The sequence below is a fragment of the Asticcacaulis sp. genome (assembly GCF_051956075.1).
In the GTDB taxonomy this organism is placed as follows: Bacteria; Pseudomonadota; Alphaproteobacteria; order Caulobacterales; family Caulobacteraceae; genus Asticcacaulis.
The window spans coordinates 217,181-243,166 of the sequence record NZ_JBQCGA010000053.1; the positions used below are offsets into that span (position 1 = coordinate 217,181).

27 protein-coding genes are annotated in these 25,986 nt (G+C 59.0%); 11 read left to right on the plus strand and 16 right to left on the minus strand.

Annotated elements, in window-relative coordinates; translation table 11 throughout:
* Positions 1–8: 8 nt before the first annotated feature.
* The 6 genes from ACTHLA_RS13940 to dctA all read left to right on the plus strand — a co-directional run bounded on the left by ACTHLA_RS13940 (position 9) and on the right by dctA (position 5,916).
* The gene (locus ACTHLA_RS13940; protein ID WP_440190446.1) at positions 9–824 is read left to right on the plus strand and encodes a hypothetical protein; all 816 of its coding nucleotides are present in this window, start codon (positions 9–11) and stop codon (positions 822–824) included.
* Positions 825–837: 13 nt separating this feature from the next.
* Positions 838–1,878 carry an ABC transporter substrate-binding protein gene (locus ACTHLA_RS13945; protein ID WP_440190449.1) on the plus strand — a complete coding sequence of 347 codons (1,041 nt, stop codon included), beginning with the start codon at positions 838–840 and terminating at the stop codon, positions 1,876–1,878.
* Positions 1,879–2,011: 133 nt separating this feature from the next.
* A complete protein-coding gene (locus ACTHLA_RS13950) occupies positions 2,012–2,728 on the plus strand; it encodes a hypothetical protein (RefSeq protein WP_440190452.1) in 717 nt (238 codons plus the stop codon).
* A 4-nt stretch (positions 2,729–2,732) separates the two neighbouring features.
* A complete protein-coding gene (locus tag ACTHLA_RS13955; protein ID WP_440190455.1) occupies positions 2,733–3,389 on the plus strand; it encodes a response regulator transcription factor in 657 nt (218 codons plus the stop codon).
* Between the two features lie 155 nt (positions 3,390–3,544).
* Positions 3,545–4,522 carry a YncE family protein gene (locus tag ACTHLA_RS13960; protein ID WP_440190458.1) on the plus strand — a complete coding sequence of 326 codons (978 nt, stop codon included), beginning with the start codon at positions 3,545–3,547 and terminating at the stop codon, positions 4,520–4,522.
* Positions 4,523–4,578: 56 nt separating this feature from the next.
* Positions 4,579–5,916: a C4-dicarboxylate transporter DctA gene (dctA, locus tag ACTHLA_RS13965; RefSeq protein ID WP_440190461.1), complete on the plus strand. Its 1,338-nt coding sequence runs from the start codon at positions 4,579–4,581 to the stop codon at positions 5,914–5,916.
* 95 nt (positions 5,917–6,011) lie between these two features.
* Here the strand turns inward: dctA and ACTHLA_RS13970 are convergent, their stop codons facing one another.
* Positions 6,012–6,395, minus strand: a complete 384-nt coding sequence (locus tag ACTHLA_RS13970) for a hypothetical protein (protein ID WP_440190464.1) — start codon at positions 6,393–6,395, stop codon at positions 6,012–6,014.
* Positions 6,396–6,529: 134 nt separating this feature from the next.
* On the opposite strand from ACTHLA_RS13970, the gene ACTHLA_RS13975 reads away from it, so the two are divergent.
* On the plus strand, positions 6,530–7,876 hold the full coding sequence (locus ACTHLA_RS13975; RefSeq protein ID WP_440190467.1) for a diguanylate cyclase: 1,347 nt from the start codon (positions 6,530–6,532) through the stop codon (positions 7,874–7,876).
* Positions 7,877–7,985: 109 nt separating this feature from the next.
* Here ACTHLA_RS13975 and ACTHLA_RS13980 read toward each other — a convergent pair whose 3' ends face one another.
* The 3 genes from ACTHLA_RS13980 to ACTHLA_RS13990 are packed head-to-tail and all read right to left on the minus strand — an operon-like array spanning position 7,986 to position 10,104.
* Entirely contained in the window at positions 7,986–9,383 is a 1,398-nt protein-coding gene (locus tag ACTHLA_RS13980) for an alpha/beta hydrolase family protein (RefSeq protein WP_440190470.1), read from the minus strand.
* A gap of 35 nt (positions 9,384–9,418) precedes the next feature.
* Complete coding sequence (locus ACTHLA_RS13985; RefSeq protein WP_440190473.1) at positions 9,419–9,799, minus strand: hypothetical protein; 381 nt, start codon at positions 9,797–9,799, stop codon at positions 9,419–9,421.
* A complete protein-coding gene (locus ACTHLA_RS13990; RefSeq protein ID WP_440190476.1) occupies positions 9,796–10,104 on the minus strand; it encodes an autorepressor SdpR family transcription factor in 309 nt (102 codons plus the stop codon). Before ACTHLA_RS13990 ends, ACTHLA_RS13985 begins: the two co-directional genes overlap by 4 nt.
* 509 nt (positions 10,105–10,613) lie before the next feature.
* On the opposite strand from ACTHLA_RS13990, the gene ACTHLA_RS13995 reads away from it, so the two are divergent.
* The 3 genes from ACTHLA_RS13995 to ACTHLA_RS14005 all read left to right on the plus strand — a co-directional run bounded on the left by ACTHLA_RS13995 (position 10,614) and on the right by ACTHLA_RS14005 (position 15,005).
* Positions 10,614–12,368 (plus strand): ABC transporter permease, encoded by a 1,755-nt coding sequence (locus tag ACTHLA_RS13995; protein WP_440190479.1) that lies wholly within the window; start codon positions 10,614–10,616, stop codon positions 12,366–12,368.
* An 11-nt stretch (positions 12,369–12,379) separates the two neighbouring features.
* Positions 12,380–13,690, plus strand: a complete 1,311-nt coding sequence (locus ACTHLA_RS14000) for an ABC transporter ATP-binding protein (RefSeq protein ID WP_440190482.1) — start codon at positions 12,380–12,382, stop codon at positions 13,688–13,690.
* Positions 13,691–14,036: 346 nt separating this feature from the next.
* Complete coding sequence (locus ACTHLA_RS14005; RefSeq protein ID WP_440190485.1) at positions 14,037–15,005, plus strand: carbohydrate porin; 969 nt, start codon at positions 14,037–14,039, stop codon at positions 15,003–15,005.
* Between the two features lie 342 nt (positions 15,006–15,347).
* Here ACTHLA_RS14005 and ACTHLA_RS14010 read toward each other — a convergent pair whose 3' ends face one another.
* The 8 genes from ACTHLA_RS14010 to ACTHLA_RS14045 form a co-directional block, all read right to left on the minus strand.
* Complete coding sequence (locus ACTHLA_RS14010) at positions 15,348–15,983, minus strand: response regulator transcription factor (protein ID WP_440190488.1); 636 nt, start codon at positions 15,981–15,983, stop codon at positions 15,348–15,350.
* Entirely contained in the window at positions 15,980–17,050 is a 1,071-nt protein-coding gene (locus ACTHLA_RS14015; RefSeq protein WP_440190491.1) for a sensor histidine kinase, read from the minus strand. Before ACTHLA_RS14015 ends, ACTHLA_RS14010 begins: the two co-directional genes overlap by 4 nt.
* A 355-nt stretch (positions 17,051–17,405) precedes the next feature.
* Complete coding sequence (locus ACTHLA_RS14020) at positions 17,406–18,047, minus strand: dihydrofolate reductase family protein (RefSeq protein WP_440190494.1); 642 nt, start codon at positions 18,045–18,047, stop codon at positions 17,406–17,408.
* Positions 18,048–18,090: 43 nt separating this feature from the next.
* Positions 18,091–18,594 (minus strand): SRPBCC family protein, encoded by a 504-nt coding sequence (locus ACTHLA_RS14025; protein ID WP_440190497.1) that lies wholly within the window; start codon positions 18,592–18,594, stop codon positions 18,091–18,093.
* A gap of 4 nt (positions 18,595–18,598) precedes the next feature.
* Positions 18,599–18,934 (minus strand): ArsR/SmtB family transcription factor, encoded by a 336-nt coding sequence (locus ACTHLA_RS14030; protein WP_440190500.1) that lies wholly within the window; start codon positions 18,932–18,934, stop codon positions 18,599–18,601.
* A 272-nt stretch (positions 18,935–19,206) separates the two neighbouring features.
* Positions 19,207–19,971 carry an AraC family transcriptional regulator gene (locus tag ACTHLA_RS14035; RefSeq protein WP_440190503.1) on the minus strand — a complete coding sequence of 255 codons (765 nt, stop codon included), beginning with the start codon at positions 19,969–19,971 and terminating at the stop codon, positions 19,207–19,209.
* Between the two features lie 3 nt (positions 19,972–19,974).
* Positions 19,975–20,277: a putative quinol monooxygenase gene (locus ACTHLA_RS14040; RefSeq protein WP_440190507.1), complete on the minus strand. Its 303-nt coding sequence runs from the start codon at positions 20,275–20,277 to the stop codon at positions 19,975–19,977.
* 631 nt (positions 20,278–20,908) lie between these two features.
* Complete coding sequence (locus ACTHLA_RS14045) at positions 20,909–21,934, minus strand: FAD-dependent oxidoreductase (RefSeq protein WP_440190510.1); 1,026 nt, start codon at positions 21,932–21,934, stop codon at positions 20,909–20,911.
* Between the two features lie 112 nt (positions 21,935–22,046).
* Here ACTHLA_RS14045 and ACTHLA_RS14050 point away from each other — a divergent pair, with 112 nt between their 5' ends.
* Positions 22,047–22,673 (plus strand): TetR/AcrR family transcriptional regulator, encoded by a 627-nt coding sequence (locus tag ACTHLA_RS14050; protein WP_440190513.1) that lies wholly within the window; start codon positions 22,047–22,049, stop codon positions 22,671–22,673.
* A 3-nt stretch (positions 22,674–22,676) separates the two neighbouring features.
* Here the strand turns inward: ACTHLA_RS14050 and ACTHLA_RS14055 are convergent, their stop codons facing one another.
* The 4 genes from ACTHLA_RS14055 to ACTHLA_RS14070 form a co-directional block, all read right to left on the minus strand.
* Complete coding sequence (locus tag ACTHLA_RS14055) at positions 22,677–23,795, minus strand: acyltransferase family protein (protein ID WP_440190516.1); 1,119 nt, start codon at positions 23,793–23,795, stop codon at positions 22,677–22,679.
* A gap of 79 nt (positions 23,796–23,874) precedes the next feature.
* Positions 23,875–24,789: a copper homeostasis membrane protein CopD gene (gene copD / locus ACTHLA_RS14060; RefSeq protein WP_440190519.1), complete on the minus strand. Its 915-nt coding sequence runs from the start codon at positions 24,787–24,789 to the stop codon at positions 23,875–23,877.
* Between the two features lies 1 nt (position 24,790).
* Entirely contained in the window at positions 24,791–25,165 is a 375-nt protein-coding gene (gene copC, locus ACTHLA_RS14065; protein ID WP_440190522.1) for a copper homeostasis periplasmic binding protein CopC, read from the minus strand.
* 18 nt (positions 25,166–25,183) lie between these two features.
* Positions 25,184–25,921: a copper resistance protein B gene (locus tag ACTHLA_RS14070; RefSeq protein WP_440190525.1), complete on the minus strand. Its 738-nt coding sequence runs from the start codon at positions 25,919–25,921 to the stop codon at positions 25,184–25,186.
* Positions 25,922–25,986 lie beyond the last annotated feature (65 nt).

Below are 25,986 nucleotides of genomic sequence, written 5' to 3' on the forward strand. Positions count from 1 at the left end.
AGACACCCATGCGCCCCGCCCAGACCCACGTCTTGCCTCTGGTCCAACCCTTGCGCTCCACAGGTACCGCGCTGCTTGCGACGCTGAGCTTCCTTTTGATTGCACATCCGGCCCACGCTGCCGATGAGGAAATTCAGGTCTATATGGATGATATGAGTCAGGCCGGACATTTCGGCCTCGATGTTCATGCTAACTATGTCGTCGATGGTAATGGCGCGCCAGACTATGCGGGCGAACAGTCCCCCCTGCATCGGCTGCGCCTGACGCCGGAGTTCGCCTATGGCCTGACCGATAATATCGAGCTGGGCATGTATTTGCCGCTGGCCGATGTCAGCTCACAGGGCAAGCTGAGCGCCGATGGCGTGAAATTCCGCATCAAGTATATCACCCCGGAAAAGCCGGGGCAGAGCTGGTTTTCCGGTCTTAATCTCGAAGTCGGCCAGGTCGGGCGCAAGCTGGACGTCAATCCTTACAATGGCGAATTGAAAGGCATTCTCGGCAAGCGTTCCGGCCCGTGGACCTTTGCGGTCAATCTCAATCTCGACTTCAAGATTTCCGGGCCGGAGTCGGCGCCAACAACGCTGGAAATAGCCACACGCGTCACCCGTAAAATCGGACGCAACCTTACGATTGGCCTGGAAAATTATAATGGCATGGGCCCGGTCAATAGCCTCGGCCATTTCGCCGCCAATGATCAGGCGGCATATCTCGTTGCCGACAGCAGGCTGGGCAAATGGGATCTGGAACTGGGCCTTGGCGCGGGTTACGGCGCGAGTCGTGACCACACCATCGTCAAAGCCATAATTGGCGTACCTTTTGATTAAACGGAGAGCCCTTATGCGACGCCTGATCCTCAGCGCCTTAGCCTGCCTGCTGCTGGCCCACCCCGCGGATGCTGCGCCACGTGCGGAATATCAGCTCGCCCTCGCCGTCGATGGCGTGACACAGACGCGCAATCTCCCGGTGCTGCTGGCCGAACGTCTCGGCTATTTCCATGATGAGGGCCTAAATGTGCGCCTCCTCGACGCCCCAGCCAAGCCGACGCCGCTCGATTTGCTCGGCGATGGCCGCGCCAACGGGGTAGTGGCCTATTATCACCACACCTTCATGTCCCGCACCGACGCGAAGCTGGACACCGAAGCCGTCGTCGTGCTCGGCATCTCGCCGGGAGAAAAACTGCTTCTGGCCAGCCGCCTCAGGGACAGGGTAAGGACGCCCGCGGACCTGAAGGGCCTGCGGATTTTTACCGGTGGGTCGAATTCCGGCAAGACGACGGCGATGAACGCGCTGATCCTGCACGACGGGCTTTCGCTGGCTGACTACGTGGCTCTGAAACCCACCTCTCAGACCGATATGGCGAAGGCTCTTGTCGATGGTGCGGCGGACGGGGTCGTCGCGCATGAGCCCGACGCCTCGGCCTATGTCGCGTCAGGGGCCGCCTTCGTTTACGCCGACTTCAATTCGCGCGCGGGCGTTTTGGCCAGCCTCGGCGCGCTCTATCCGTCGACCAGCCTCTATCTGCCAACGGGCTGGGTCGAGGCGCACCCCGATCAGGCGCAGCATCTGGTAAACGCCTGTCTGCGCGCTCTGGCCTTTATCCGTGCGCACAGCGCCGCCGAAATCGCGGCGGCTTTGCCGGTAGCCGATAAGGGTCCCGATCCGCAGGCCTATGTCGCCCGCCTCGTCAGCGACAAGCTGATGTTCGACGGCGACGGTTTGATGCCGTCCGATGGGGCGCGCATGGAGCTGGAGGCCATGGCAGCGCTTAACCCCACCTATCGCGGCATCGATGTCGCCGCCACCTATACGGACCGCTTCGTAACCGAAAGCCCGGATGCGCCGCCACTAAAGACTCTGCATGACGCGGCCAACCCATAACAAGCCGATGACAGCTTCTCGGCCTAGAGTCTGATCAAAGATAAATATATGGAGGAAGATCATGTCCCGCATCTGGCCTATCTTTGGCCGCCATCTGGCGTGTGCAGTCGGAATAGCTAGCAGCCTGGGCTTAATGACCAGCGCAGCCCACGCCGCCCAACCCTCATCGGGGCTGGTTATCGAGCTCTATACCCAGCCCAACCAGCGCCCTTCGTTGCGCGCCAGTTTGGCGCAAACACAGCTTCAGAGATTGGAAGCCTGGCGCAAGTCGGGGCTATTGTCCTCTTACCGCCTGTTGTTCACCCGCTATGCCGATGCCGGTCAATGGGATGCGATGGAGGTTCTGACCTTCCCAGACGCCGCGGCCCTCGGTCGCTGGAAAACCGTCGAAGCGGCCACGCCTGCGGGCCTTGCGCCCGAAGCCGCCAGCCTGGTCAGCAAGATCGTCACCACGCCGCAAAGCACGATCGCCGGTTCAGGCGCCTCAAGCAAAGAAGACGCCTCACAGGTTTTTCTGGTCGTACCCTATCACGTCCACGCGCCTCTGCCCGATTATAAGGACTATCTGCGTCCGATTGACCTGCAGTTCGACGCCCTGATGAAAAGCCACGATCTGAACGGTTACGAAATCCACTTCAGCACCTATCCGATCGACCGCCCCTGGCAGTCGTTGATCCTTTTGCGTTACCACGATGACGAAGCTCTGGCCATGCGCGAGGACAGCATGGCGCGCGTGCGGGCCGGGCTGGCTGGCAATCCAGCGTTTCTCAAGGTGACAAGCGACAAGAAGGCGGTCCGAGATGAAGCCGGCCCCGCCGTCGCCGATGAACTGGGCGAAGGCGGATACTGAACACATGCGCCTGCTCCTTGCCGAAGATGACGTCATGCTGGCCCGCGCGCTTTGCGCCGGACTGGCTCAGGCGGGTTACGCGCCTGACTGGGTCGAAGACGGCGAAAGCGCCGTCGAGGCCCTTAGCGTCCATCCCTATCAGGCCGCTATACTGGACATCAACCTGCCCGCCATGTCCGGCGAGGCCGTGCTGCGCACCCTGAGGCAGGGCTCCCGCCTGCCGGTCGTGCTGATCACCGCCAATGACAGGATCGAAGATCGCGTCCGCCATCTCGACAACGGCGCTGACGACTTTCTCGTAAAGCCTTTCGCACTGTCCGAGCTGACAGCCCGTTTGCGAGCGGTGCAGCGCCGTCGCGAAGGCCGCAGCGAAAGCCGCATCTGCCTGGGCGACATTGTGATCGACACCGCCCGGCGGCAGGTCAAGCGAGGCGGCGCACCCGTGCATCTGACCACGCGGGAATATCAGATCCTCTTCCTGCTGATACAGCAGCCGGGCCGCATCATGAGCCGCGCCGAACTGGAAGAACAACTTTATAACTGGGACGGAACGCCCGACAGCAATGCGGTCGAGGTCTCGATCTATACCTTACGCAGGAAGCTTCATCGCAATTTTATCAGCAATGTGCGCGGTGTAGGTTACGCCATAATGATCAACTGATATTTATATGATTTTTTTTCGAAACATCTTTAATTGTTCACTCAGTGTCGGATCATTTTCGCATGTTAAAACTGACTTCGCCTTCCATTTTACTCAGAAAAAATATCATCATGTCAAAGTCTGTCTATGCCGCGCTCGCACTATTGCTTTCCTCAATGGCGGCATCCGCCCATGCCGAAACCAGCCCGCAACCTGCGCCGCAGATAAAAATTCTTAGTGAAATCGCGGTGGGTGGCGAGGGTAGCTGGGACTATGCCAGCCTCGATGCCAGCCGCCGCGCGCTTTATGTTGCGCATAATGCGCATCTTGTCCGCATCGACCTTAACAGCGGCCAGGTCGCGGCGGAATTTGCCGACAGTAACGGCGCCCATATCGCCCTGCCCCTGCCCGGCGCCAAGGCCCTGCTCCTGACCCAGGGCGCAGCGAACAAGGCGTCCTTTATTGACGCTGATACCGGCCAGCTCATCGCTTCGCTGGATACCGCCTCCAAGCCCGACGGCGCGATTTACGATCCGGCCTCAGCCAGGGCCTTCGTGCTCGATAATGCGGGCGCAGAGGTGGATGTGATCGACCCCGCCGCCATGACCATCACCAGCCGCATCTCCGTTCCGGGCGCTCCGGAAGGCAGCGCCACAGATGGCGGCGGCCTTGTCTTCACCCACCTCGAAGACAAGAACAAACTGGTCGTTCTTGACGCCGAAAAACTGGCCGTGAAGGACGTCTATCTGCTCGAGGGCTGCGAAAGCCCCTCCGGCATGGCCTATATTGATGGCCGCGACATGGTGCTGTCGGCCTGCGACAATGGCGTGGCCCGTCTGACCGATACCCGCACCGGCGCGGCTGTCGCCACCCTCGCCATCGGCGAGGGCCCGGATGGCGCTGTCTATGACGCCCGACGGGAGCTCGCCTATATTCCCTGCCGTGACGGCACGTTAAGCGTTATCGCGCTAAATGGCGCGCCGCGCGTGATTCAGACGCTGAAGACCATTCCCGGCGCACGCACCATCGCGCTCGATCCGGACAGCGGCCGTATCTATCTACCGGTCGCCGACCTCGCGCCAGCGTCTGAAGCAGGTGGAAAGCCCGACATCATCCCCGGCAGCTTCCGCATTCTGGTTGCCGGAACGCAATAGATCACATCCAATGCCGGGCGTGCATCTGCGGCGCGCCCCCTGACAAAGGCGCCAACATGGCCATAATCGCTGACATCCATTCCGATCAAACGGCGGCGCGCCCGCACCGGAGCGGTCGCCTCTATCTATGGGTGTTGATGGCCATTGCCGCAGGCGTCGCGCTGGGCCATTTCGCGCCCGATCTTGCGGTTCGCTTCAAACTGCTCGGCGATCTGTTCGTGCAACTGGTCAGACTGGTCATCCCGCCGGTGATCTTCCTGACCATCGTCACCGGCATTGCGGGCATGGGCAGTCTGGGCGCGCTCGGCAAGGTGGCGCTGAAGGCGCTCGGCTATTTTCTTGTCGTATCGACCTTTGCGCTGATTGTCGGCGTCATCTCAGCCAATGTGCTGCATCCGGGCGCGGGCATGAATATCGACCCGGCGACGCTGAACACCGACTCGGTCAAGGACTATGTCGCCAAGGCGCACGACGCCACGGTGACGGGCTTTCTGCGCGACCTGATCCCGACCTCGTTCGTCGGCGTCTTCGTCAAGGGCGACATCTTACAGGTGCTGATCGTGGCCATCCTGTTCGGCGTCGGCTTTTCGATGGCGGGCGAGCGGGCGCGTCCGGCCCTCGTCGTGCTGGAGGCCTTTTCACAGGCCGTATTCCGCGTCGTCGATATCCTGATGAAGCTGGCGCCGCTGGGCGCCTTCGGGGCGATGGCCTTCACTATCGGCAAGTACGGCATCGGCGCCATCGTCAATCTGGCCGCGCTGGTCGGCAGCTTCTATGCGACTTCGCTTGTCTTCATCCTCGTCGTGCTGGGCTTCGTCGCGCTGCTCAACGGTTTTTCCATCCTGCGCCTTCTGGCCTACATCAAAAGCGAGATTTTGCTGGTTATCGGCACCTCGTCGTCGGAATCAGCCCTGCCCAGCCTGATGGAGAAGCTGGAAGCCGCCGGGTGCGGGCGTTCGGTGGTCGGCCTTGTCGTGCCGACCGGCTATTCGTTCAATCTGGATGGCACCAACATCTACATGTCGCTGGCGGCTTTGTTCATCGCGCAGGCGACCAACACCCATCTCAGCCTCGAACAGCAATTGCTGCTGCTGGGCGTCGCCATGCTCAGCTCCAAGGGCGCGGCGGGCGTCACCGGCGCGGGCTTCATCACGCTGGCGGCGACCCTGTCGGTCATCCCCGCCGTGCCGGTCGCCGGCATCGCCATCATTCTCGGCGTCGATCGCTTTATGTCGGAGTGCCGCGCCGTCACCAACTTCATCGGCAATGCGGTGGCCACCATCGTCATCAGCCGCTGGCAGGGCGAACTCGATCAGGATATGTTGGCTGAAGCCTTATCTGGCCGTCGCAACAAAGCTTATCCTCCAGACGTAACCGCGCAGAAATGCGACTGAATTCCATCTCACATTGGCGCCCCATTTAGTCGTTTCAGGGCTCGATAATTCACTGCGAGATCCTCCCCATGAAGCCAAAAAGCGCGAATGGAATTTCAGACAAATTCGAAACAGGCTGCCTGGATTTCATCTCCAAAAATCGACTCAGCCGGGCAGAAGTTTATGATGCCGACATTCAAAGTATTCATAGGCCGCCTCGCGCCCCAAAGCTGACATGGCCAGAGCGAAAGCGGAACCTCCCGGCTGCCAGAGTCGAAAGCCTGGTTCAGCTGTTCAAATCCAGCATTGAGGGCCAGCTCACTATAATGGTCAAAGCCTGAGATGTCCCACGGATCGAGACGCTCTACGGCTTCTTTCGGCGTAGAGGCATCACACTCAGAGACCTCGGTAATTGTGACGAACGTTAACGATTTAGCGACGCCCTTGCACCCTTCGAAGCAAGGCAGGCCCGACGACGCAATGGCCTCCAGAGCGGCCATATGTCGAGTTAATTACCTGACCGCCCGTAAGCGGTCATCGCCGCCCCAATTTTCTCCTGCCAACCGGATCAAGACATGGGGCAACATCGAGGTCAACCGTTTGTACAGGAAATTCTGTCATCATAACGGACTGCATGTGGGTGTCGGAGGAAGTGTTGCTTCAATTCATTCAGGGAAAATCTCTACGGTTTTGGGTCGCCTTGGGTATGTGCATGGCGCTAGCCCCATTGACCGTTTCAGCGATCGGCGGCTTTGTACTGTTTGACCTGGGGGTGATCCGTCCTTTCAGCGACGTCGCACAGCGTCAGCGTCATGAAATTCTGCCAGTTCAGAATTTGCGTGTACTGATCCTGGAGACCCACCCTGCAATTGATGACTACGTCGAAATTAGAGATTATCAATCACTCGACACGTATCGCGCTCAAAGAAAAACGATCGAACGAGAATTTTCCGTTGTGAGTGAGGCGCTTAAGAGCGAGCCGTCGTTACGTCCTCTATTGATGCGGGCACAAGCAAACTGGGCGGACGCCGATCAGTACGCGACCAGCCTTATTGCAGAAGCAAGGCTCCCCGCTACGCCTGAAGAACTGAAGCTCCAACGCCAGTTTCAAGACGAAATTTCAGCGGCCAACGATAAGTTGACGACTATTCATGAACGCTTGGCGGCGGATCTTGACAATGACCACGACACTGCCGTTCGCGCCTACGATCATGCGATCTGGATCGCGGCCATTGCAGCGGTACTGTCGCTTCAGATGGTAGTTGCCGGCGCCTATTTAATTGGTCGTGTTATGGCTAGCAGCGTCGATCGACTCGTTGCAGGTGCATCACGCTTCGCGGAGGGTGATCGCCTTCATCGGATCGAAATTGCAATACCGCCCGAACTTCAACGTGTCGCCGAAGAGTTTAATCGGATGATCGGTCGCATCCACGACTCAGAACAAGCGTTGTCGACGCTGGCGCATGAGGATAGCCTGACAAAACTCGGCAACCGACGCGCGTTTGACGAAGCCATGGTCGAGGTTAGCGCGCGACAGAAGCGCTTTGGCGAACAAACCGCGCTCCTGGCTGTCGATATAGATCACTTCAAACGCGTCAATGACACCTATGGCCACGCGGTCGGGGATCAGGCCATTTCAATAATTGCGGATGCCATGAGGCGCAATGTGCGTCCTTTCGACAAAGTCTTCCGCATCGGCGGCGAAGAGTTCGCGGCAATCCTGCCAGGGGCGGATTCGCTTGGCGCTGTGGATGTTGCAGAGCGACTACGGGAGGTGATCGCCTCAACCTGTTTTGAGACAAGCAGCGGTAATTTGAATTTGACCGTTAGCATCGGCGTGGCGACAACGAAGCAAACTACCGAGCCGATCGCCCTGCTGGAGGCGGCCGATGCTGCCCTCTACAAAGCTAAGAAGACTGGCCGCAATCGCGTTATCGTCAGCAATTACAATGGCGACGACATCCCCACCCAAGTCGGTTGAGCGCCCCATTGCGGTCATTGGCGGATCTCACATCTCTCGCGCCCGAAAGCGGTCATTGGATTTCGATTGTCTCCGCCAACGCGGATCACAGCAGGGGGCGACGTCGGGGTCACTGAGACTTTGGGCCTGATCTTGCCAAACACCAGTCGGCTATGATCTGCAGTGCTTTTGGTGACAGTGTTTCGTCGATGCGGCCAAATTCAGCGGGAGAACCCGTCTTAGCCTCTTGGAACAGATGGTTTAAGCCTGGCAGCTCTCTTACGGTCACATCAGAATCTTCGCTGAGTGCGGCCTTGATTGCCGCCAGGTTTTCCTGGGGCTCGACCTGGAGGTCGAGCGAGCCGCCAATGGCTAGAACGGGGACGCGCACCTTTCGCAGAATGGGCGCGGGGTCGTAACGAAGGAATGAGTACGACCACGGTGTAGTCAAAGCGGCTACATATTGGTCGCCAGCTTCCTTCGTGAAAGCTCCGTTAGCGACCGCTCTTTCAACGCCAGCCTTTAGTTTAATGCGTGCATCGGCCGGATCGATCGAAGATTCGATGATGTCGAAGGCGGCTTTACGCATCGCCGCATCCTTGGCAACCAAGGCCTCTGGGGCGCCGTTGGCGCGTTCTATCAGCTCGCCCTGACGAAGCAGAACCTCGTCGCCCCGCACCCCAGTTCCGGCCATGAGAACGATAAAATCGACGCCAGAATCGGACACAGCCACGGCTGGAGCAATGAGGCCGCCCTCGGAATGCCCGATCAGACCAACATGATGGTGATCGACATCGCTGCGTGTCTTGAGATACGTCGTCGCCGCCAAGGCGTCGGAGATGAAATCCGCCGTTGTCGCGGTAGCGTAATCGCCGGTAGACTCCCCGACGCCCCTCTTGTCGTAGCGCAGGACGGCCAAACCCTGGCGATTGAGATAGTCGGCCAGAACCAGAAAAAGCTTGTGCCCCAGCAGGTTCTCGTCGCGATCATTCGGGCCCGACCCGGAAATCAGCACTACAGTCGGAAATGGACCGGCGCCGGCTGGTTTACTGAAAGCGCCTCTTAAGGTTACGCCTTCCGTCTGGTAGTTGGTAAAACTGATCTGTTCGGTTACGTAAGGCATCTGCCCGTGGGCTATCGCCTCTTCCTGGGGGCGCCTGGGCGCGGAGATTTCCGCTGCCCCGGCGCGATGCAGATCAAGAGGAATGTCCCTGCCCTGACGCCAGGTGCCGGTCCACTGAGCTTTAGCTTGGTTCCACGTGGCCTCATAGCTTCCGTTAACCGGCGGCACTGTAAACTTCAGATGGCCGGAAGACGAATCCACGGTGCCAAGCGGAATCTTTGCGTCGCCTTGGTCCAGGCTTTCCAGCGAGCCGGTAAGTTTGCCGTCGCCCCCGCGCGTCAGATGCACAACGATATGCAATTGCCCCGCGATTACGCCGGCCCAGTCCCCAGCGGCGTCCTCGGCGCGCGCGGCTTCTCCTGCCAGCAGGGCGATGCCCGCTGCCATCCATATAAGCTTTTTCATGAGATCCCCTCGTTGAAGTTTAATGGCGCCTAAATTCAGGCAGGGCACCGAGTACGTCCGTCCAGCCAAACGCAATAGCAAAGCGTAAAAATGATCCCCGCAAAGAGCGCGCCTGTTCCGTAAGCCACGGCCACTGAGATTGGCGCGAAAGCCCAAAGGCCAGCGTAGAGTAAACCGCTCAAAACCAGCGACCAACCAGAAACCCGCATCGCCTGCCGCGCGCAAGCGGATCGCACGACCCTCTTAGGTACGCGATTGCCAAGGAACGCCACCAGCAGCCCGTTCATACCAATAGCGCGTTGGACGACATCACCGTCAACAAGGCCATGATCATGGGCGAGTTTCGTGGTCACCGATATGAGCAGCATGGCGCCGGCGCAAACCAGGCCCACCAGGATTTCATTGTTAATCTTCATTGGGATGCCTCCACCTTGGAATTTTTGCCTGGCGATGAAGTCTCCCCGCCGATACCGAACGAATGGGCAAAGCCCAGAAGCGCCTCTTCGAGCACCGAAAGCTTTAGATGATAGATGACGGATTTACCGGCCTTCTCGACATCGACAAGGCCCGCTTCCCTCAGAACCGCGAAGTGCGCTGACATAGTCGATTTCGTGACGTCGAAATGATCGCCAAGGTCACCTGCGCTCATTGGGCCTTTCTGCAAGAGTTGCAGGACCTGACGGCGCGTAGGATCGGAGAGGGCTTTAAATACCATGTTCATGATTTGATAATTAGCCAATCATCAAATTAAAGTCAACTCTCAAATCTTTCCTGCCGTCGCTTTCACGCTAAAAGGCGAACTTTTTCATCATTTTCGCGAAGAGCCACAAACCGGACATTTCTGCACGGGAACGACACCACCAATCCAAGCCTACATATTCCGGGTGCCAGCTCTGATAGGGCAATATGCAACAGCCAAGTTGCGACGAAGGCCCGCGCGAGAACGCCTGATTTTCCTGCCCAATTCTCGCAGGTTCTCGCACCCGCTGCGACATCGCACGAATTATACGAAGGTATACTCATTGTGTCTTAGCTTGACTTGAACCATGAACGACCTCTAAAGCGCGCACGTCGTCGAAATCAGCATATTCACGACATTTCAAGGAACTCCGAACCCATGCCCAGCGACAGTAGTCGATCCCTACAGCCGTAACGGCTTCGTATAGGCGCCGGCCGGGTCTGGTTACCTGCGGAGATCGTTGCGGCGACCTCTTTATACCCAGGTGAACCATGGTATTCTTTTTCGAAGACGCAAAAGGCGCGCATCCTCTTGCTCGCCTGACGCCAGCCACCATACGTTCGGGTTGGGCGGACGTCGCCGCCTTTGTCCTGCTCGCCAGTCTGGCCGTTCTGGTGCTTCACGGCGCCCAGCAGATGGGCCTGCCGCTGTCTCAGCTCAAGAACACGCCAGTCAGCCTCGATCCGTCGCATCTGCCCGAATATGCGCTGCGCACCAGCCTGCGCATGTTTCTGGCTCTGGGCGCTTCACTGGTCTTTACCTTCATCGTCGCTACCCTGGCCGCGCGCAGCCGCAAGGCCGAAATGATCATCGTGCCCGCGCTCGACATCCTGCAATCCGTGCCGGTGCTGGGCTTTCTGACCTTTACGGTCACCATGTTCATGAACCTGTTTCCGGGCAGCCAGCTCGGCGTGGAATGCGCAGCCATCTTCGCCATCTTCACCGCCCAGGCCTGGAACATGGCGTTCAGCTTCTATCAGTCGCTGCGCACCCTACCATCCGACCTTGACGAAGTGACGCGCAATTTCGGCTTTTCCGCTTGGCGGCGCTTTATCCGGCTCGAACTGCCCTTCGCCATCCCCGGCCTTGTCTGGAACATGATGATGTCCATGTCGGGAAGCTGGTTCTTTGTCGTGGCCTCTGAAGCGATCACGGTCGGCCATACCAGCATCGCCCTGCCTGGAATCGGATCATGGCTGGCAGTTGCGATCGCCCATCAAAACCTTGGCGCAGTAGCCTGGGGCGTCGTGACCATGGCGATCGTCATCCTGATCTATGACCAGGTCTTCTTCCGCCCCATCGTCGTCTGGGCGGACAAGTTCCGCTTCGAGCAAACCGCGTCGGGTGAGGCGCCCCAATCCTGGCTCTATGACCTGGTCCACCGCACCCGTCTGCTGCGCAAAGCCTTTGGCCTGATAGGCCACCCCTTCAAGGCGTTGGCAAGCCTGCGCAACGTGCCGCTGCCGACCGCGCCGCATATCGAGATTTCGGCCAGAACCAACCGCTGGCTCGACATCGGCTGGATCGTGCTGGTCAGCCTCATCTGCCTGATCAGTGTCGTTGAGGTGACGCGCTATATCGCCCACAGCCTGAACTGGAGCGATCTGCTTCAGGTTATCGGCATGGGGCTGGCGACACTGGCGCGCGTCGCTGTGCTGATCGCCCTGGCCAGCTTCGTCTGGGTTCCGGTTGGGGTATGGATTGGCCTTCGTCCGGCCTGGACCGAGCGCTTGCAGCCTGTCACGCAGTTTCTGGCGGCCTTCCCAGCCAATGTCCTGTTCCCTGTCGTCGCCATGCTGGTGGTCGGCCTGCGACTCGATCCGAACATCTGGCTATCGCCTCTGATGATCCTCGGCACCCAATGGTACATCCTGTTCAATGTCATCGCCGGCGCCAGCGTCATTCCGGGCGACATGAAGGAAGTCTCGCACATGTTCGGCCTGCGCGGCTGGCAATGGTGGCGCCAGGTCGCCCTTCCGGCGGTCTTTCCCTACTATGTCACCGGCGCACTCACCGCGTCTGGCGGTTCATGGAACGCCAGTATCGTGGCCGAGGCCGTGGACTGGGGCAAGACCCATCTCGAAGCCTATGGCCTCGGCGCCTACATCGCCAGAGCGACTGCGAACGGGGATTATGCCCGCGTCGCGCTTGGCATCGCCGTGATGAGCATTCTCGTCATTGCCTTTAACCGCTCGGTCTGGCGGCCCATGTACGCCTATGCCGAACGTCGTCTGCGCATCAATTAGGAGGTCAGCCCATGCCCCTCGATCTTGAACCCGCCCGTACGCTCGTCGACGTCCGCAAGGTTCGACACCTCTATGGCAAGTCCGGCGGCAAGGATCTGCTGGTCCTTGACGATGTCAACCTGTCGCTGAAAGAAGGCGAAATCGTCGGCCTACTGGGCCGCTCCGGCTCTGGTAAGTCGACCCTGCTGCGCTCGATTGCCGGCCTGATCAAGCCCAGCGAGGGCATGATCGGCTTTCCGCACCGCATCGGCGAAAAACCGGCTTCGGTGTCGATGGTCTTTCAGACCTTCGCCCTGTTTCCATGGCTGACCGTATTGGAAAACGTCGAGGTCGGACTCGAGGCGCAAAAGGTCGATAAGGAGACCCGGCGCAAGAAAGCGCTGGCCGCGATCGACCTGATCGGGCTCGATGGCTTTGAGAACGCCTACCCGAAGGAGTTGTCCGGCGGCATGCGTCAGCGCGTCGGCCTGGCGCGCGCCCTGGTCGTCGACCCGTCGATTCTTTTGATGGATGAACCGTTTTCGGCGCTCGACGTGCTGACCGCAGAGACCCTGCGCACCGACCTGCTCGACATTTGGTATGAGGGCCGCATGCCGATCCAGTCGATCCTTATGGTCACCCACAATATCGAAGAGGCGGTGCTGATGTGCGACCGCATTTTAGTGTTTTCGTCCAATCCTGGTCGCATTGTCGCCGAGATCCGGGTCGATCTGCCCCAGCCGCGCAACCGCCAAGCGCCCGCCTTCCGCACTCTGGTCGATGACATCTATCGCCGCATGACGCAGAAAAAAGTCGGAGACCAGCCGCGTGAGGGCCTGTTCCCCGGCATGGGTATTGGCATGGCCCTGCCGCGCGTCTCCACCAATACCCTCGCCGGTCTCATGGAGGCCGTGGCCGCCGAGCCCTATAATGGCAAGGCCGATCTCGCCCGGCTGGCGCATGAGACTCAGTACGAGGCGGACCTACTGTTCCCAATCGCCGAAGTGCTGCAACTGTTCCGCTTCGCCGAACTGGAAGGCGGCTCCTTGACTTTGACTCCGGACGCAAGGCGCTTTGCCGACGCCGCCGTCGATGACCGCAAGCGCCTGTTTGCGCGCCACCTGCTCAACTATGTGCCGCTGGCCGCCCATGTGCGGCGCGTGCTGGACGAACGCGCCAGTCACCTTGCGCCCGCCCGCCGGTTCCGTGACGAGCTCGAAGACCTTATGTCAGAAGAGTTCGCAGAACTGACGTTGAAGTCCGTCATCCAGTGGGGCCGCTACGCCGAAGTCTTCGCCTATGACGAGGCGGCCGACCAGTTCAGTCTCGAGAACCCCGAATAGCCATGCGAAAGCGTCGTTCCAAGCGTCGTGCAAGGAAGCCTACACGCGATCAGATATTTGTAGGTTTGGTCGTGATGGCGCTTCTCCTGCTGGTCGTTCTTTCCACGTTTATCCGCAGGCATTTCGCCAGGTCGTAAAACTCCGCACCCGAGCTTTATGGGGGTCGCCCATGGTTGCTGTTCACACATGCCTTCGAAGGCGCGCGCCTGTCGTCATAATATCCTTGACGGGGCTTTTCTCGGCTTTTGCGTTCGCCGCCAGCGCCGACACATTCGCGGTCGCGCCTGCAATGACCGTCGACGTCCTAGACAATACCGGCGGAGGTCTGCGCCGAGGCGCAAAGGTCATGCATAATCTTGATCTCACTGCGGCATGGTCGGGCAACCGGGGCTGGGACGCCTTCGCCTATGTACTGGTCGATGGCGGGGGCGGCTTTTCAAGCCGTTACAGCGGCGATCTGCAAACCGTTTCCAATATCGACGCAGTGCCCGCCGCGCGCCTCTTCGAGGCCTGGGCGCACTACAGGTCGCGCGATAGCCGTTGGCAGACAACGATTGGATTGATCAATCTTAACAGCATTTTCGACACCCAGCCGGTTGGATCGCTGTTCCTCAACTCCTCCGACGGCATCGGGCCGGACTATTCACAGGCGGGGCCGTCGATCTTCCCGGTCACGGGGCCGGGCGTCGTGGCGGAATGGCGGATGACCCAGGCGACAAGCCTTAGGGCGGGCCTGTTCGACGGCGCACCCGGCGACCCGGAACATCCAAAGGTGTTCGTATCGTTTCGCCTGCGCAAGGATGAAGGCTTGCAGCGTATCGTGGAGGTGGAGCATCGCTTCGGCAATGGCTTCGTCAAGCTCGGTCACTGGGACTATACCATCGCCACGCGGACTTTGGACGCAGGCGGCTTAAGCCACCGTCAGGGCAGCTATGCGCAGATCGGTCTGAGCCTGATCAGCGACGATAGCGACGGCGACCGGGGGCTGAAGGGCTGGCTGCGGGCTGGAATCGCCAATGACCGCGTCCTGAAGCTCGACCGGTATATCGGCGGCGGCCTTGTCTGCACAGGCTGCGTCTTCGGCCCGGCCAGGGATCGGGTCGGCGTCTCGATCATGCAGGCGCATCTTGGCGCGCCCTTCCGCGCCGTTTCGGACGCGAGTCGCGCGACTGAGACGACGACCGAACTGACCTATCAGCGGGATCTGAACGATCACCTCACCGTGCAGCCTGACCTTCAATATGTGCGCAATCCCGGCGGCGACGGCCGCCTGAACGATGCGGCTGTCGTCGGCGTCCGCTTTAGATGGCAATAGAGTTAGCGACATGACGCGGTTCGTCATCCGGATCCGGGACCGATGCGAGCTTTTCGTCGCCGCCGCTCTGCTCGTGTGCGCCAGACGCCTTCTTCAAATGACCCTCGCAGTCTTTCTGCGGGGCTGGATGGACCGTACCGAAGCCCGATTTTTCATAAGAATTGCCCATCACGTCGCCAAATCAGCTTCTCATATCATAACACGCCAAATGAAGCGCCTGTCGCTACGCGCGCGCTCCCATTAGAGGATAGGACGCCATGATCTCGACCGCCGACCTTCTTTGCCTTCGAAGGCCTTGTCTTTCTGAAAATGGTCACCGTCCTCGGCCCCGAGGCGATCAATTCAGCTTCGGCGCAGCGTTTCCATCATTCTAACCAGATCGGCGAAGCTGCCAGCCTGCATTTTTTGCATAATTTGCCGCCGGCGCACCTTGACGGTGATTTCGCTAACGCCGAGTTCACCGGCAACCTGCTTGTTCAGCAGGCCGCTGACCAGCAGATTCAGTATGCTTTTTTCCCGGGCGTCCAGACGCGCAAAGCGCTCTTGCAGTTGGGCGAGGCAGGCGCACTGGCATCGATACAGCTTATCTGCCTCTAGACCGGCGTGCACAGCATCCAGCAGGTCGTTGTCATTGAAGGGCTTGGTCAGAAATTCGATAGCCCCGGCCTTCATTGCCCGCACAGATGTCGGAACATCGCCATGCGCCGTCATGAAAATAATCGGCATGGCCTGATCCAACGCCATCAACTGGCGTTGTAAGTCCAGCCCGCTCATGCCGGGCATACGGACATCCAATATGAGGCAGGAGGGAAGATCTGGCCGATCCGCCTGCAGAAAGGCCTCCGCCGACGGGAACAGATGCGCTGTCAGCCCGGCCGATCCCAGTAGATCGGTCACCGCCTCGCCAACGGAGGCGTCATCATCAACGACATAGACAATCGCCGGATCGGTGAGGCCCATGGGACGCGCGGGGTTCATGTCGTTGTGTCGCTCCTGACAGGCAGGCTGAAGTAAAAGCTTGCCCCCCTGGGAACATTCGGGTGAACCCACATCTGCCCGCCGTGAGCATCCACGATGGAGCGGCTGATGGTCAATCCCATTCCGATCCCTTCGTCTCTGGTGGTGAAAAACGGGTCGAATATCTTGTCCAGCACGTCTTCACATATGCCAGAACCGTTATCTCTGACGGAAATGACGACCTCGTCATGTGTGTCTGTGCGCGCGTGGATTTCAATCGTTCGGTTCTGCACCGGCGCGGATTTCAAGGCCTCGATGGCATTGAGAATAAGATTACTGATCACCTGCTGGAGTTGCACCCTGTCCGCCAGGACAAGCGGAAGATCATCGCCTATATCCATGTTCACCTCGATAGCGTGGTGCAAAATATCCGGCCGGGCGAGGTTGAGCGTATCTAGGACAATTTCGCTCAGGCTGACATTTTCTCTCACCGAGGCGCCGCCTTTGGCCAGGGCGCGGACGCGGGCGATGATGTCGCTCGCCCGCTTGGCGTCGATAACCGTCCGGTCGAGGCTATTGCGAACCTTGTCGATATGGGCAGACCCTTGCTCCAACCAGCGCAGCCCGGCTTGACCGCTCGTTAAGATCGCGGCGAGCGGCTGATTGATCTCGTGCGCAATGGAGGTGGTCAAGGCATCGAGGCTTGTTATGCGAGCGATACGCGTCAGTTGCGAACGCGCCTCGTTGGCCGCCCCCTCAGCCACGAATATCCTGATGGCGAGGAAGGTGGCTATGCCTATCGCCGCAATGCTGATCCCTGCATTGATAAGCCCCACATTCAGATTGCCCTTAGGGGTCATGGCGAGACTCAATACAGTCAGAACCACGCATAGGCCTGCCAGAGCAATCACGCCGCGCGTCGATAAAAGTCCCACCGCCAGAAGAATTACGACAAGGTAGAAGACCGCACCGGCGATTTCGTAGTTGGTCAGGGTATCGAACGCAAAAATACACGGTATCAAAGCCCAAACCAGACCCAGCCGTAAATGCCGCGCGTGAAAGACCCGACGTTTTCTGATCTTGTCCATTTTGATAGCCTCCCATGCCCGTACGGTCTTTAAAATAAAGGCAGAAGGACGACTATTACGGCAAGAATACATTTTTAGCGACAGGCACGATTATTTCCGAAGGCAGAGATAATATCCGCTTAAACACGTTGGTCGACTTGCTCTTTGGCCGTCTAGGGTCAAATCGAGCCGAACGTCATGTTGTCGCGTTCGCGCCCCAATCCGGACATGTTGGCGCGGGTTGCATTGTCCGCCTGAAACCGGACATCATTGCTGTTCGGCGACCGAGGACCTTCCCACGCCAAGGATTTGCTATTGAGGTGCATAGCGCGAAATATTGAAAGCGTAGGGCGCCGACCGCGCAAAACCGACACCTCTATTTCGCAAGGACAATATGCGTGGCTCTGTCGGTCGCGGCATGCTCGACCGTCCGATAGCCCAGGGCGCGAAGATCTAGGCCGCTGAAGAGCGACTCGCCCTGGCCAAGCGCGATGGGGGCGATTGCGAGGTGAATTTCGTCGACGTGGCCGGCTTGAATAAATTGCCTTACCGTCTGAACGCCGCCGCCGATTTTGATGTCCTTTGCGCCTGCCGCTTCGCGCGCCCTATGCAGCGCCGACTCGATACCGTCGGTGACGAAATGAAAGTTCGTACCGCCCAACATCTCGATCGGCGGTCGCGGATAGTGGGTCAATACGAAGGTTGGCGCGTGGTAAGGCGGGTTGTCACCCCACCATCCTTTCCATTGGTCGTCCGGCCACGCCCCGCGAATGGGGCCGAACATGTTGCGACCGAGGATGAAGGCGCCGAAACCCTCCATGGCGCGTCGGCCGAAGTCGTTGTCCATACCCGTTTCACCGCCCTCTTTTCCCAGCATTTCCAGAAAAGCCCGCGTCGGGAAAAACCACTGGAAGATCTCATCACCCCGTATGCCAAGCGGGTGGGTCAAACTCTGCTCAACGCCTGCGGAAAAGCCATCAAGCGAGACGCTAAATCCGAAAACTTTTACTTTAGCCATTATTCGTTCCCTTCTTAGTGTGGTTGCCAAGCTGTGGCGCAGCTCATCTGGACGTAACTCTCGCAACGTGGCGAGCCAGTTTCTTCAGCGTCTGCCCTCCATATTCGACGGCTCCAAAGCCGATGACGGTATCTCTGCGTGTCTTGGATGGATGCATTTGGCGTAGCGTGAGGACCGTCTTGCCGTCAGTTTGCTCGTCAAAGGTGATGAGCATTCTGAATTTGCCAGGGTCGTTTTCGTTATCGCTGCCGTGCTCGACCTCGATAAGCGCGAGAGCTTCCATGCGCAGGAAAACCATGCGACTGGCGTAGCGCGCGCCATCGCGAGCGATCATGTCAAATCGCCAGGTTCCGCCTGGATTGAGGTCGATCTCCCTGGTTTCGATCGTCATGCCCTCCGGCCCAAACCATTCCTGTATCTGGTTCGGGTCGGTCCAGGCGGAATACACGACGCTCCGCGGCGCATCGATTACGCGGCTCAGGACGATTTCACGGTCGATCGGCCAGTCGCGCCAGGGCGAACTGGCTGTTTTCGAAGGTTTGCTCATAGCCCTAATTCTTTCTTTTCATGCGCTCGATATGGGCTTCCATGCGATCAAGCCGTTCCTCCCAGGCGGAAATGTGCTGGCGTATCCACAATTCGGTCGCACGAAGCGCGTGGGGTTCGATCCTGCAGGTTCGCACCCGGCCGACCTTCTCGGAGCTTACGAGCCCGCTTTCCTCTAGGATGCGGACGTGTTTGAGCAGCGATGGCAGGGCCATTTCGAATGGCTCGGAAAGTTCGCTTATGGATTTGGGGCCATCGCACAGGCGCCCGACGATCGCCCGCCGGGTCGGATCCGCCAGCGCGGAAAACGACCTGCTCAATTCTGTCTCATACTTAGCCATGTGAGCAAGTATTGACCGAGACGCGATTTGGGTCAAGGAAAACTTTCACAACTGGCTAACTATTGGGCCGGAGGCTTCGCCAATGAGGAGGCGATTTCGATCCAGCTTGGAGGGAGCCATATGTCATGACGACGCATATGGTTGACGGCAGAAGGGTGAAATCCATATTGGAGCTCTGGCGCGGGAAGCGGTCGCATCGTTAGTCGAGGCCAAAGCCAATTTCTGTTCGCCCACACAAATGGGCTTCGTCTTTACGCCCCTAAGCGATCATTTTACAGTCGCGCGGTTATACGGAACGAGCGCCGATAGTTGGTCGGAGTCATACCGAGTAGGTCGCGAAAGGCGGCGTTGAAAGCCGACAGAGATGCATAACCGACGCGCATCGCAATCTCGGTCACCGGAGCGTCTGACATGGCCAGGGCTTCGACCGCCTGCATCAGGCGCATGCGGCGCAGGGCCTGGCGCCACGTCATTCCCATCTCTTCTGCAAACCGGCGCGACAAGGCGCGCGGCGACTGGCCAGTGGCGCGCGCAATAGCTGCGAAGCTGGGTTGCGCATGGGTCAATTCTTCAGTCATGGTCAGGGCGCGCTGAAGCGCCAGAGACGACGGAACGGGCATCACAAAGGGACTGGGTGTGTCAGCCAATCTAAGCACAACACTGGCCAAGGTATCGAACAACCGCCGCGCATAGGAATCGAGCGGACCGCTTTCTGCTCCCCAGGTGCGACACTCACCGATCAGTTCGCGGGCCAGCGGCGATAACTCGAAGACCCTAACGGACTCGCGCGGCGCCGGCATGAAGTCTTTAGCAAACAGGACAGACGCCGTGGTCGCCGCCGTCAAGATGGAAATCCGGATAGGATGGTCGGCGGCGATCAAAGCCGCGCGGGCTGGTGGCAATATCCAGCGGAGGCCCTGCGCCTCCAGCCGCAGGGTTCCGCTAAGCGCGTAGACGAGGTAGTGCCGGTCTATATGGAAAGCGGCCGGGCCAGCCGGTTCAAAGCGCTTGGAAAAACAATAGGCGTCAGGCGTCATTCGTTAGTTCACATTGAGTACCTGATCAGCGTCGAAGCGACGGCTCACGGGGGCGGTCGTCATCATTGGCCGCAGGGTAGCATTGACCGAAGTAAAGCGGGGCGACGCCAGGTAAGCAGCGAAGTCCTCTGCGGTTTCCCATTCGTGTAACACACCCAACCCGCCGCTGACCGTCGGATCAGCGAATGGAATGAAGGCGCGGCAGCCTTTCATCCCGCGTACGATGGCCGTTTCGTTGAGAAGTGCGTCAAGGGCGGTGCCTACGGCGTCGGTGGCGACGGTGAAAGTGACGTGAGCGAGGCGCATGGTCTTAACCTTTCGAAGCAGCGGATCACGTATACCTTGTGCCGCATCGCTACACTGACCGCCAACGACGGACGGCCGACGATTTGCCTCTATCTGCCAGATCTTTGGCGACCATGGAAACTCAAAACGACCGGCGACGCAGCGGCCTGCCTTGGCCGAAATGCGTATAAGGCAAATCGCCTCAATGATTGGGGCAATTCCGACTGGCAAAGGGCTTCGAAATCGATCGCCGTCTGCGCCAGCCTGAGATGCGTCAGGGCTGGAAGTTTAACCACCCGATCAGAGGTGAGAAGTTGCTCAATGCTTGGGAAGGCGAGCGCCTTCGGATCTGGAGTTCGCGCAGCTCGCATCGCAATCCCCGCCTACAAATGAACCATCAGTGGCAGAGGCAGCGAAGGCGTCGATTGTGGAGTTCCGTTACTGGGAACAAACCGCCATCGGCGCTGCCGCCCCAAGAGTCGTATGTGCGCCCCTCTCCGGACATGTCAGCCGGTGGGCCAGTGCTAAAAGCGGACATCTTTAATCTAACCCATTCTTGACGAGAATCGATGGCGTCCGCGAAACGCTCTTGGGTTTCAAAAAGTGCTTTTATTCGGCTTTCAAGATGGAGGGCATATTTTACGGTCTGGCGTCAATGCAGCCGACGATTTTTAGATTTTAGATACATGAGAAGTCCCAGTTTCATCAGTATAATGATGAGTACGAGCGTGGCGACACTCATTGAGACAGGGTGACCCTTCATCCATGCCAAAGGATGCTTATCTGTCAGCAACCAGACCGGCGTCAGATGGGCCGCCAAGGCAGCCAGAACGAGAAGGCCGGTGCCGATGATCGTCAAACCGCCCTTGTGGCCCTTCCTTGCTAACCGGGAGGGACTGAAGGCGCCAAACTCTTCGGATCGGATAGCTGTCGCGTTGACGCCGGAGCGCACAAGCATTGCGTTAAGGTCTTGCACCATGTCTTTCAGGCCGGAGATGTAGAATACCTGTTCATCAGGACTGGCAATATAGCGCCTCACCATGTCCAGAGAGATTCGGCCTGTCTCGCCTTCCCATTGACCTGATGAAACAGAGCCGGTCAGGGTCGGGATGAAATGGAAATTGTCATGAGTGACAGCGAGACGCTTCAAGGCCTGCAGGAAGGGAGCATCGTCAGCCGTCCGGCTCGAATAAAGCAAGGTCAGGCGACGTTTGGAGCCTTCGTGCAAGGCTTGCCTGATCATGGAATAAGCCGGGACGACGCCGATGCCACCCGCCAGGAAAACGATCGGTGTCAGCGCGTCATCCAGAGCGAAGGCGCCATGCGGAACATTCTTCAACACGTCGATCTGTACGCGCATCCCGACCGGCAAATCAGCCAGTTCCGCCTTAAAGGCGGAGGGCCGCATCCGGACCGCAAACGCCAGGTCAGTTTCGAAAGGCGCGCTGGCAAACGACCAGAACCGAAAGGTCCCGTCCAATTCCTTCCTCTTCGGACTCAGAAGGCTCATTCGCGCGTGCTGGCCGGCGCGGTAGATAAAACCTTCCGGCTTTTCGAAGCGGAACAACCAGGTATCATTGGCGATCAGGGCCTTGGAAATTAAAGCGATCTGGTAGGTAAGCTTCTCGAAACTGGCTCCTTTGCCGCTGTGCAGGCGACGCATGTGTTCGTGATCCATCTTGCCGGCTCCGCAGGAAAACTTAACTGGACGAATGGTACGTTATTGGACAAGCTGTTCAATATCTGTTGCCAGACCCTCAGGACCTTCAGTCTGATATTGGACTTTTTCCATGAACAGTTCAGCAAAACAGCCCCATTCCGTCAGCATGGATCGACGTGTCGTGCGAACACGTCGCGCCCTGCAGCATGCGTTCCTGAAGTTGGTTGCCGAAAAAGGCTATGATGCTGTCTCCATCCAGGACATCTGCAAGGCGGCAGACGTCGGCCGATCAACCTTTTATCTTCATTTCACCGGAAAAGAGCATCTCAAACGCTCCGGGCTGGAACATCTGAGGCGCGAACTGGAAGCACACCGCCAACGGCAGGCAGACGCGAATGTGTCTTGTGAAGCCCTTGAATTCAGCCGTCCAATGTTTGAACATGCAAAGGATCATCTGCACATCTACAGGGCGCTTGCTGGAAGTTCCGGCGGCGGCGTCGCCCTCAGCACAATTAGGGATATCCTGACGGATCAGCTTCGAAAAGACCTGTCGATTACGCAAGTAACGTCGACTGTGGAGCGCGAATTTAGACTACAATTCCTGCTTGGCGCCTTCATGTCGGTTCTGACTTGGTGGCTGGACGCGGGGGCAAAGGGTGATCCGGCCGAGATTGACCAGGCGTTTAAGGCTCTGGCCTTGCCGGGCCTGTCCCAGGCTAAGCCGATTTCTCTACCGTCGAGGCCAGGCTCAGCGTGAAGCCTAGTCTGCAGCCGGGCGCGCAGGTTGCAGACGCAGGCGCGACCAGACATCGACCTTTTGGCGTTTCGTAAAATGCACTCGGCGCATCAGGTCGCGCATGGGCTTTTCGACTCCATGGTGCGCCAGCATAGCTACAGGGATAACGCCGACGAAGAGGCCGAGCCAGAGAAACACAGGCATATGGGACGCATCGATATGAGCGAACTTTTGCAGGCCTTCAACATAGACCAGTTGCCAGGGGATGCAGACCATATAGACCGCGAAGCTGACCTCGCCGAGATAGACCAGTGCGCTATGCGACAAGAGGGATGAGCCGTGATGCGCGGCGGCGCCAAGGCCGAGGATCAGACCTGCGCAGGCCAGGACGATGACATAGTCAGGACAGGCCGTCATGATCGCGCCCATCAGCACCGCAACTGAAACGGCGCTCAGTGCAAGAGCCGCAGGCCTAGAAGCGACGAAACCGTGACGCCACATCAACCACATGGCGCAGCCCAGCGCGAAGCAGGGTACGATGCGCAGCGCTCCCCACAGGATCGTTGCGCTGGTCAGCGAAAGGCCGGTCAGCATCGGGAAGACAATGTACATCGCCACCAGCAGGACGGCGGCCAGCATGGCGGCAAGACGCGGGCGATTCCACAAAAGGCTGGCGGCCAGGGCAAAAGCCGGAAAGGTAAGGTAGGCGAACCATTCAGCAGAGATCGACCATGACGGATGGTTCCAGCCGCCCAGGGGGGCAAGACCCCAGGCCTGGGTCAGGGTCAGATGCGCCGGCAGGGAAGACCAGATGATGAGCTTGTCACCGGCATGAACGCCCGCAACCGCCAGCCCGCCGATCAGCAGGGCCAGCCCCGCGATAATGGCGATGTGAAGCGGATAGATGCGCGCCAGACGCGCCCACAGAAAATTGCGGTAACTGAAGCGGCCCGATTTGAAGTTTTCGAGATAGACATGGCTCAGAATGAAACCGGACAGGACGAAGAACAGCTCGACGCCGAGATAGCCCTTGGCCACGAAGGCGGGCATGACGGCGCTCAGATTCGGCCAGAAATGAAAGCAGACCACCCACATGGCAGCGAGGAAACGCAAGGCGGTCAAGGGTTTCAGGTTCTGAGGCATGGCCGTTTTCCTATGTGCCAGCTTGGCGAAAGGCGTTCGTGTAAAAAGCGAAACTGCAAGATGCGTTCCATGTGCGCTTTCACATCGATGCAGGCGGCTCCATCATGCCAAAAACCGCAACCAGTGCGAGGATGGCTAAGCCAGCCAGAGTTTCCAGTGTGACGCTGAGGCGTAAGGCCGACATCGCCTTGCGCCGTGACGCCTCATCTGACGCAGCCAGCAGATCCGGCGTCAGGTAAAATCGGTTCCTGGCGGCCAGGCTCAGCATGATGACGAACAGAACCAACTTTACACTCAAAAGCACGCCATAGGCGGAACTTAAAAGTTTGGGCAGGCCTGCCAGACCGATCAGGAAGGCGCTGTTGATCAGGCCGGTGAGCAGCAGAACACTGACGGACGCCGTGCCGATGCGCGAAAAATCCGACAGCGCCTTAGCCAGGATAGCCGCCTGAGGTGCATCCACAGCGTCGGGACGTCTCAGCAGGATAAAGAATCCGGCCAGAGCGCCCAGCCAGACGCCTGCGGCCAGACTGTGCGCCATGTCATTGATGAGATGCACCGTTCCAGCGGGACCGTCATCGCCCGCGCCATGACCGGTATAGGCAAAGCTGATCAGGCACCCTGCCCCCAGCACAACCAGGGCGGCCTTGTTGGGTTTCAGAACCGCCAACACGACGGCGATCAAGCTGAAGGCCAACCGTGCCGCCAGCGCATAGCCCCATTGCGTGGCCGATAGCACCAGCCAGACATCATCGCCGGTGAGGGCGTTCAAAGCCACGCCGTTCATCATGGCCGACTGCGCCGCCAGCGACAGGCACGCGCCCGCCACCAGCGCCACAGCCGCACCGAGAAACAAAGACCTCGACCAGCGATGCCCGTTATCCGACGCGGGCATGCCGATCAACAGGAACAGGGCCGTTCCGAACAGCACGGACGCGCCGGAATATTGCAAAAAGCGCGCTACGTCCGCGCCGATCAGAGCTGCCCCGTCCATGCTATTTCACCGTAAAGCTGGTCGCGCCTTCGGTGCGGTGACCGTCATCGGAGACGGCATGCCAGGTGACCTTATAGGCCCCGGCGGTCAGCTTGTGCGTGGGCATGGCGTGCATCGCCTTGCCGCCGCCTGCCGTCATGATCTTGAGATCGAGCGCCTTGCCGTCCGCGCCGGCGACCTCAAAGCCCGACAGTTTTGGCGTCAGCTTTTCATTGAAGGTCAGCATGATCATGGATGGCGATGCACCTGTGCTGCCGTCGGTCGGCATAGCGCTGATCAGGCGAGCGTGAGCGAAGGCGCCAGAGGCCGTAAACGTGGCGGCAAAGGGCGCGGCGATAGCGGCAACGATGACAGCCGTACGGATAAGGGTTTTCATGGGATTGTCCTTTCAGATTTAAAACAGCCAGCGGATGCCAGCGGTGACTTGGGTGGAGGATGGCTTTTCGTCGATGGCGCGGGCCATATCGGCGGTTTGGCCGAACTTGGTCTGCCAGGTCACGGCGACATAGGGCGCGAACTGGCGGGTGATCTCGTAACGGGTCTGGAGTTGCAGACTGGCGTCGGTCAGGCCGGTGCCGAGATGCTGATCGAGGTCTTTGCGGCCATTGAAATTGACCTCGACCTGCGGCTTCAGGATCAGCCGGTTGGTGAGCAGGATCTCGTTTTCCTGTTTCAGCCGCGCGCTGATCGCGCCGTCATCGCGTACGAAGACATGCGCCTCGGACTCGAAGAAGTAGGGCGCCAGGCCATTGACGCCCGCCACCAGGTAGCTGTGCCCCTCGCGGACGCCTGAGGGGCGTACATCCTGACGCACGCCCATCTGCGCATCCCAGAAGGTTGCGATGTTACGGCTGTACAGGGCCCAGACCTCGGCATGCTCGGTCTTGGCGCCCGACAGTTCGCCCTCGCTTTTCAGCCACAGCTTGTTGTCATCGCCGCCAACCCAGCCATCCAGATCCCAGCTTCTGGTGCTCTGGCCATCATAACGGCCCAAATCAGTTTCCAGACGGATGGCGTGGAAGACACTCCCTTCGTGACCTGCCCCCATATGAGCCGACATATCGTCGGCATGGGCCGCAGCGGCGGCAGATGCCAGAGCGACGCTCAGCACCAGCACGATTTTAGTGCACATGATCGCCTCCTTTCATATGGGACATATCCATCTTCGTCATGTCCATCTTTGACATATCCGTTTGG

Excerpts from the sequence above, each read along its gene's own strand:
- ACTHLA_RS13940 (WP_440190446.1), top strand. The coding sequence starts at position 9 with ATGCGCCCCGCCCAGACCCACGTCTTGCCTCTGGTCCAACCCTTGCGC.
- ACTHLA_RS13945 (WP_440190449.1), top strand. The coding sequence starts at position 838 with ATGCGACGCCTGATCCTCAGCGCCTTAGCCTGCCTGCTGCTGGCCCAC.
- ACTHLA_RS13950 (WP_440190452.1), top strand. The coding sequence starts at position 2,012 with ATGACCAGCGCAGCCCACGCCGCCCAACCCTCATCGGGGCTGGTTATC.
- ACTHLA_RS13955 (WP_440190455.1), top strand. The coding sequence starts at position 2,733 with ATGCGCCTGCTCCTTGCCGAAGATGACGTCATGCTGGCCCGCGCGCTT.
- ACTHLA_RS13960 (WP_440190458.1), top strand. The coding sequence starts at position 3,545 with ATGGCGGCATCCGCCCATGCCGAAACCAGCCCGCAACCTGCGCCGCAG.
- dctA (WP_440190461.1), top strand. The coding sequence starts at position 4,579 with ATGGCCATAATCGCTGACATCCATTCCGATCAAACGGCGGCGCGCCCG.
- ACTHLA_RS13970 (WP_440190464.1), bottom strand. The coding sequence starts at position 6,395 with ATGGCCGCTCTGGAGGCCATTGCGTCGTCGGGCCTGCCTTGCTTCGAA.
- ACTHLA_RS13975 (WP_440190467.1), top strand. The coding sequence starts at position 6,530 with ATGTGGGTGTCGGAGGAAGTGTTGCTTCAATTCATTCAGGGAAAATCT.
- ACTHLA_RS13980 (WP_440190470.1), bottom strand. The coding sequence starts at position 9,383 with ATGAAAAAGCTTATATGGATGGCAGCGGGCATCGCCCTGCTGGCAGGA.
- ACTHLA_RS13985 (WP_440190473.1), bottom strand. The coding sequence starts at position 9,799 with ATGAAGATTAACAATGAAATCCTGGTGGGCCTGGTTTGCGCCGGCGCC.
- ACTHLA_RS13990 (WP_440190476.1), bottom strand. The coding sequence starts at position 10,104 with ATGAACATGGTATTTAAAGCCCTCTCCGATCCTACGCGCCGTCAGGTC.
- ACTHLA_RS13995 (WP_440190479.1), top strand. The coding sequence starts at position 10,614 with ATGGTATTCTTTTTCGAAGACGCAAAAGGCGCGCATCCTCTTGCTCGC.
- ACTHLA_RS14000 (WP_440190482.1), top strand. The coding sequence starts at position 12,380 with ATGCCCCTCGATCTTGAACCCGCCCGTACGCTCGTCGACGTCCGCAAG.
- ACTHLA_RS14005 (WP_440190485.1), top strand. The coding sequence starts at position 14,037 with ATGCATAATCTTGATCTCACTGCGGCATGGTCGGGCAACCGGGGCTGG.
- ACTHLA_RS14010 (WP_440190488.1), bottom strand. The coding sequence starts at position 15,983 with ATGAACCCCGCGCGTCCCATGGGCCTCACCGATCCGGCGATTGTCTAT.
- ACTHLA_RS14015 (WP_440190491.1), bottom strand. The coding sequence starts at position 17,050 with ATGGACAAGATCAGAAAACGTCGGGTCTTTCACGCGCGGCATTTACGG.
- ACTHLA_RS14020 (WP_440190494.1), bottom strand. The coding sequence starts at position 18,047 with ATGGCTAAAGTAAAAGTTTTCGGATTTAGCGTCTCGCTTGATGGCTTT.
- ACTHLA_RS14025 (WP_440190497.1), bottom strand. The coding sequence starts at position 18,594 with ATGAGCAAACCTTCGAAAACAGCCAGTTCGCCCTGGCGCGACTGGCCG.
- ACTHLA_RS14030 (WP_440190500.1), bottom strand. The coding sequence starts at position 18,934 with ATGGCTAAGTATGAGACAGAATTGAGCAGGTCGTTTTCCGCGCTGGCG.
- ACTHLA_RS14035 (WP_440190503.1), bottom strand. The coding sequence starts at position 19,971 with ATGACGCCTGACGCCTATTGTTTTTCCAAGCGCTTTGAACCGGCTGGC.
- ACTHLA_RS14040 (WP_440190507.1), bottom strand. The coding sequence starts at position 20,277 with ATGCGCCTCGCTCACGTCACTTTCACCGTCGCCACCGACGCCGTAGGC.
- ACTHLA_RS14045 (WP_440190510.1), bottom strand. The coding sequence starts at position 21,934 with ATGGATCACGAACACATGCGTCGCCTGCACAGCGGCAAAGGAGCCAGT.
- ACTHLA_RS14050 (WP_440190513.1), top strand. The coding sequence starts at position 22,047 with ATGAACAGTTCAGCAAAACAGCCCCATTCCGTCAGCATGGATCGACGT.
- ACTHLA_RS14055 (WP_440190516.1), bottom strand. The coding sequence starts at position 23,795 with ATGCCTCAGAACCTGAAACCCTTGACCGCCTTGCGTTTCCTCGCTGCC.
- copD (WP_440190519.1), bottom strand. The coding sequence starts at position 24,789 with ATGGACGGGGCAGCTCTGATCGGCGCGGACGTAGCGCGCTTTTTGCAA.
- copC (WP_440190522.1), bottom strand. The coding sequence starts at position 25,165 with ATGAAAACCCTTATCCGTACGGCTGTCATCGTTGCCGCTATCGCCGCG.
- ACTHLA_RS14070 (WP_440190525.1), bottom strand. The coding sequence starts at position 25,921 with ATGTGCACTAAAATCGTGCTGGTGCTGAGCGTCGCTCTGGCATCTGCC.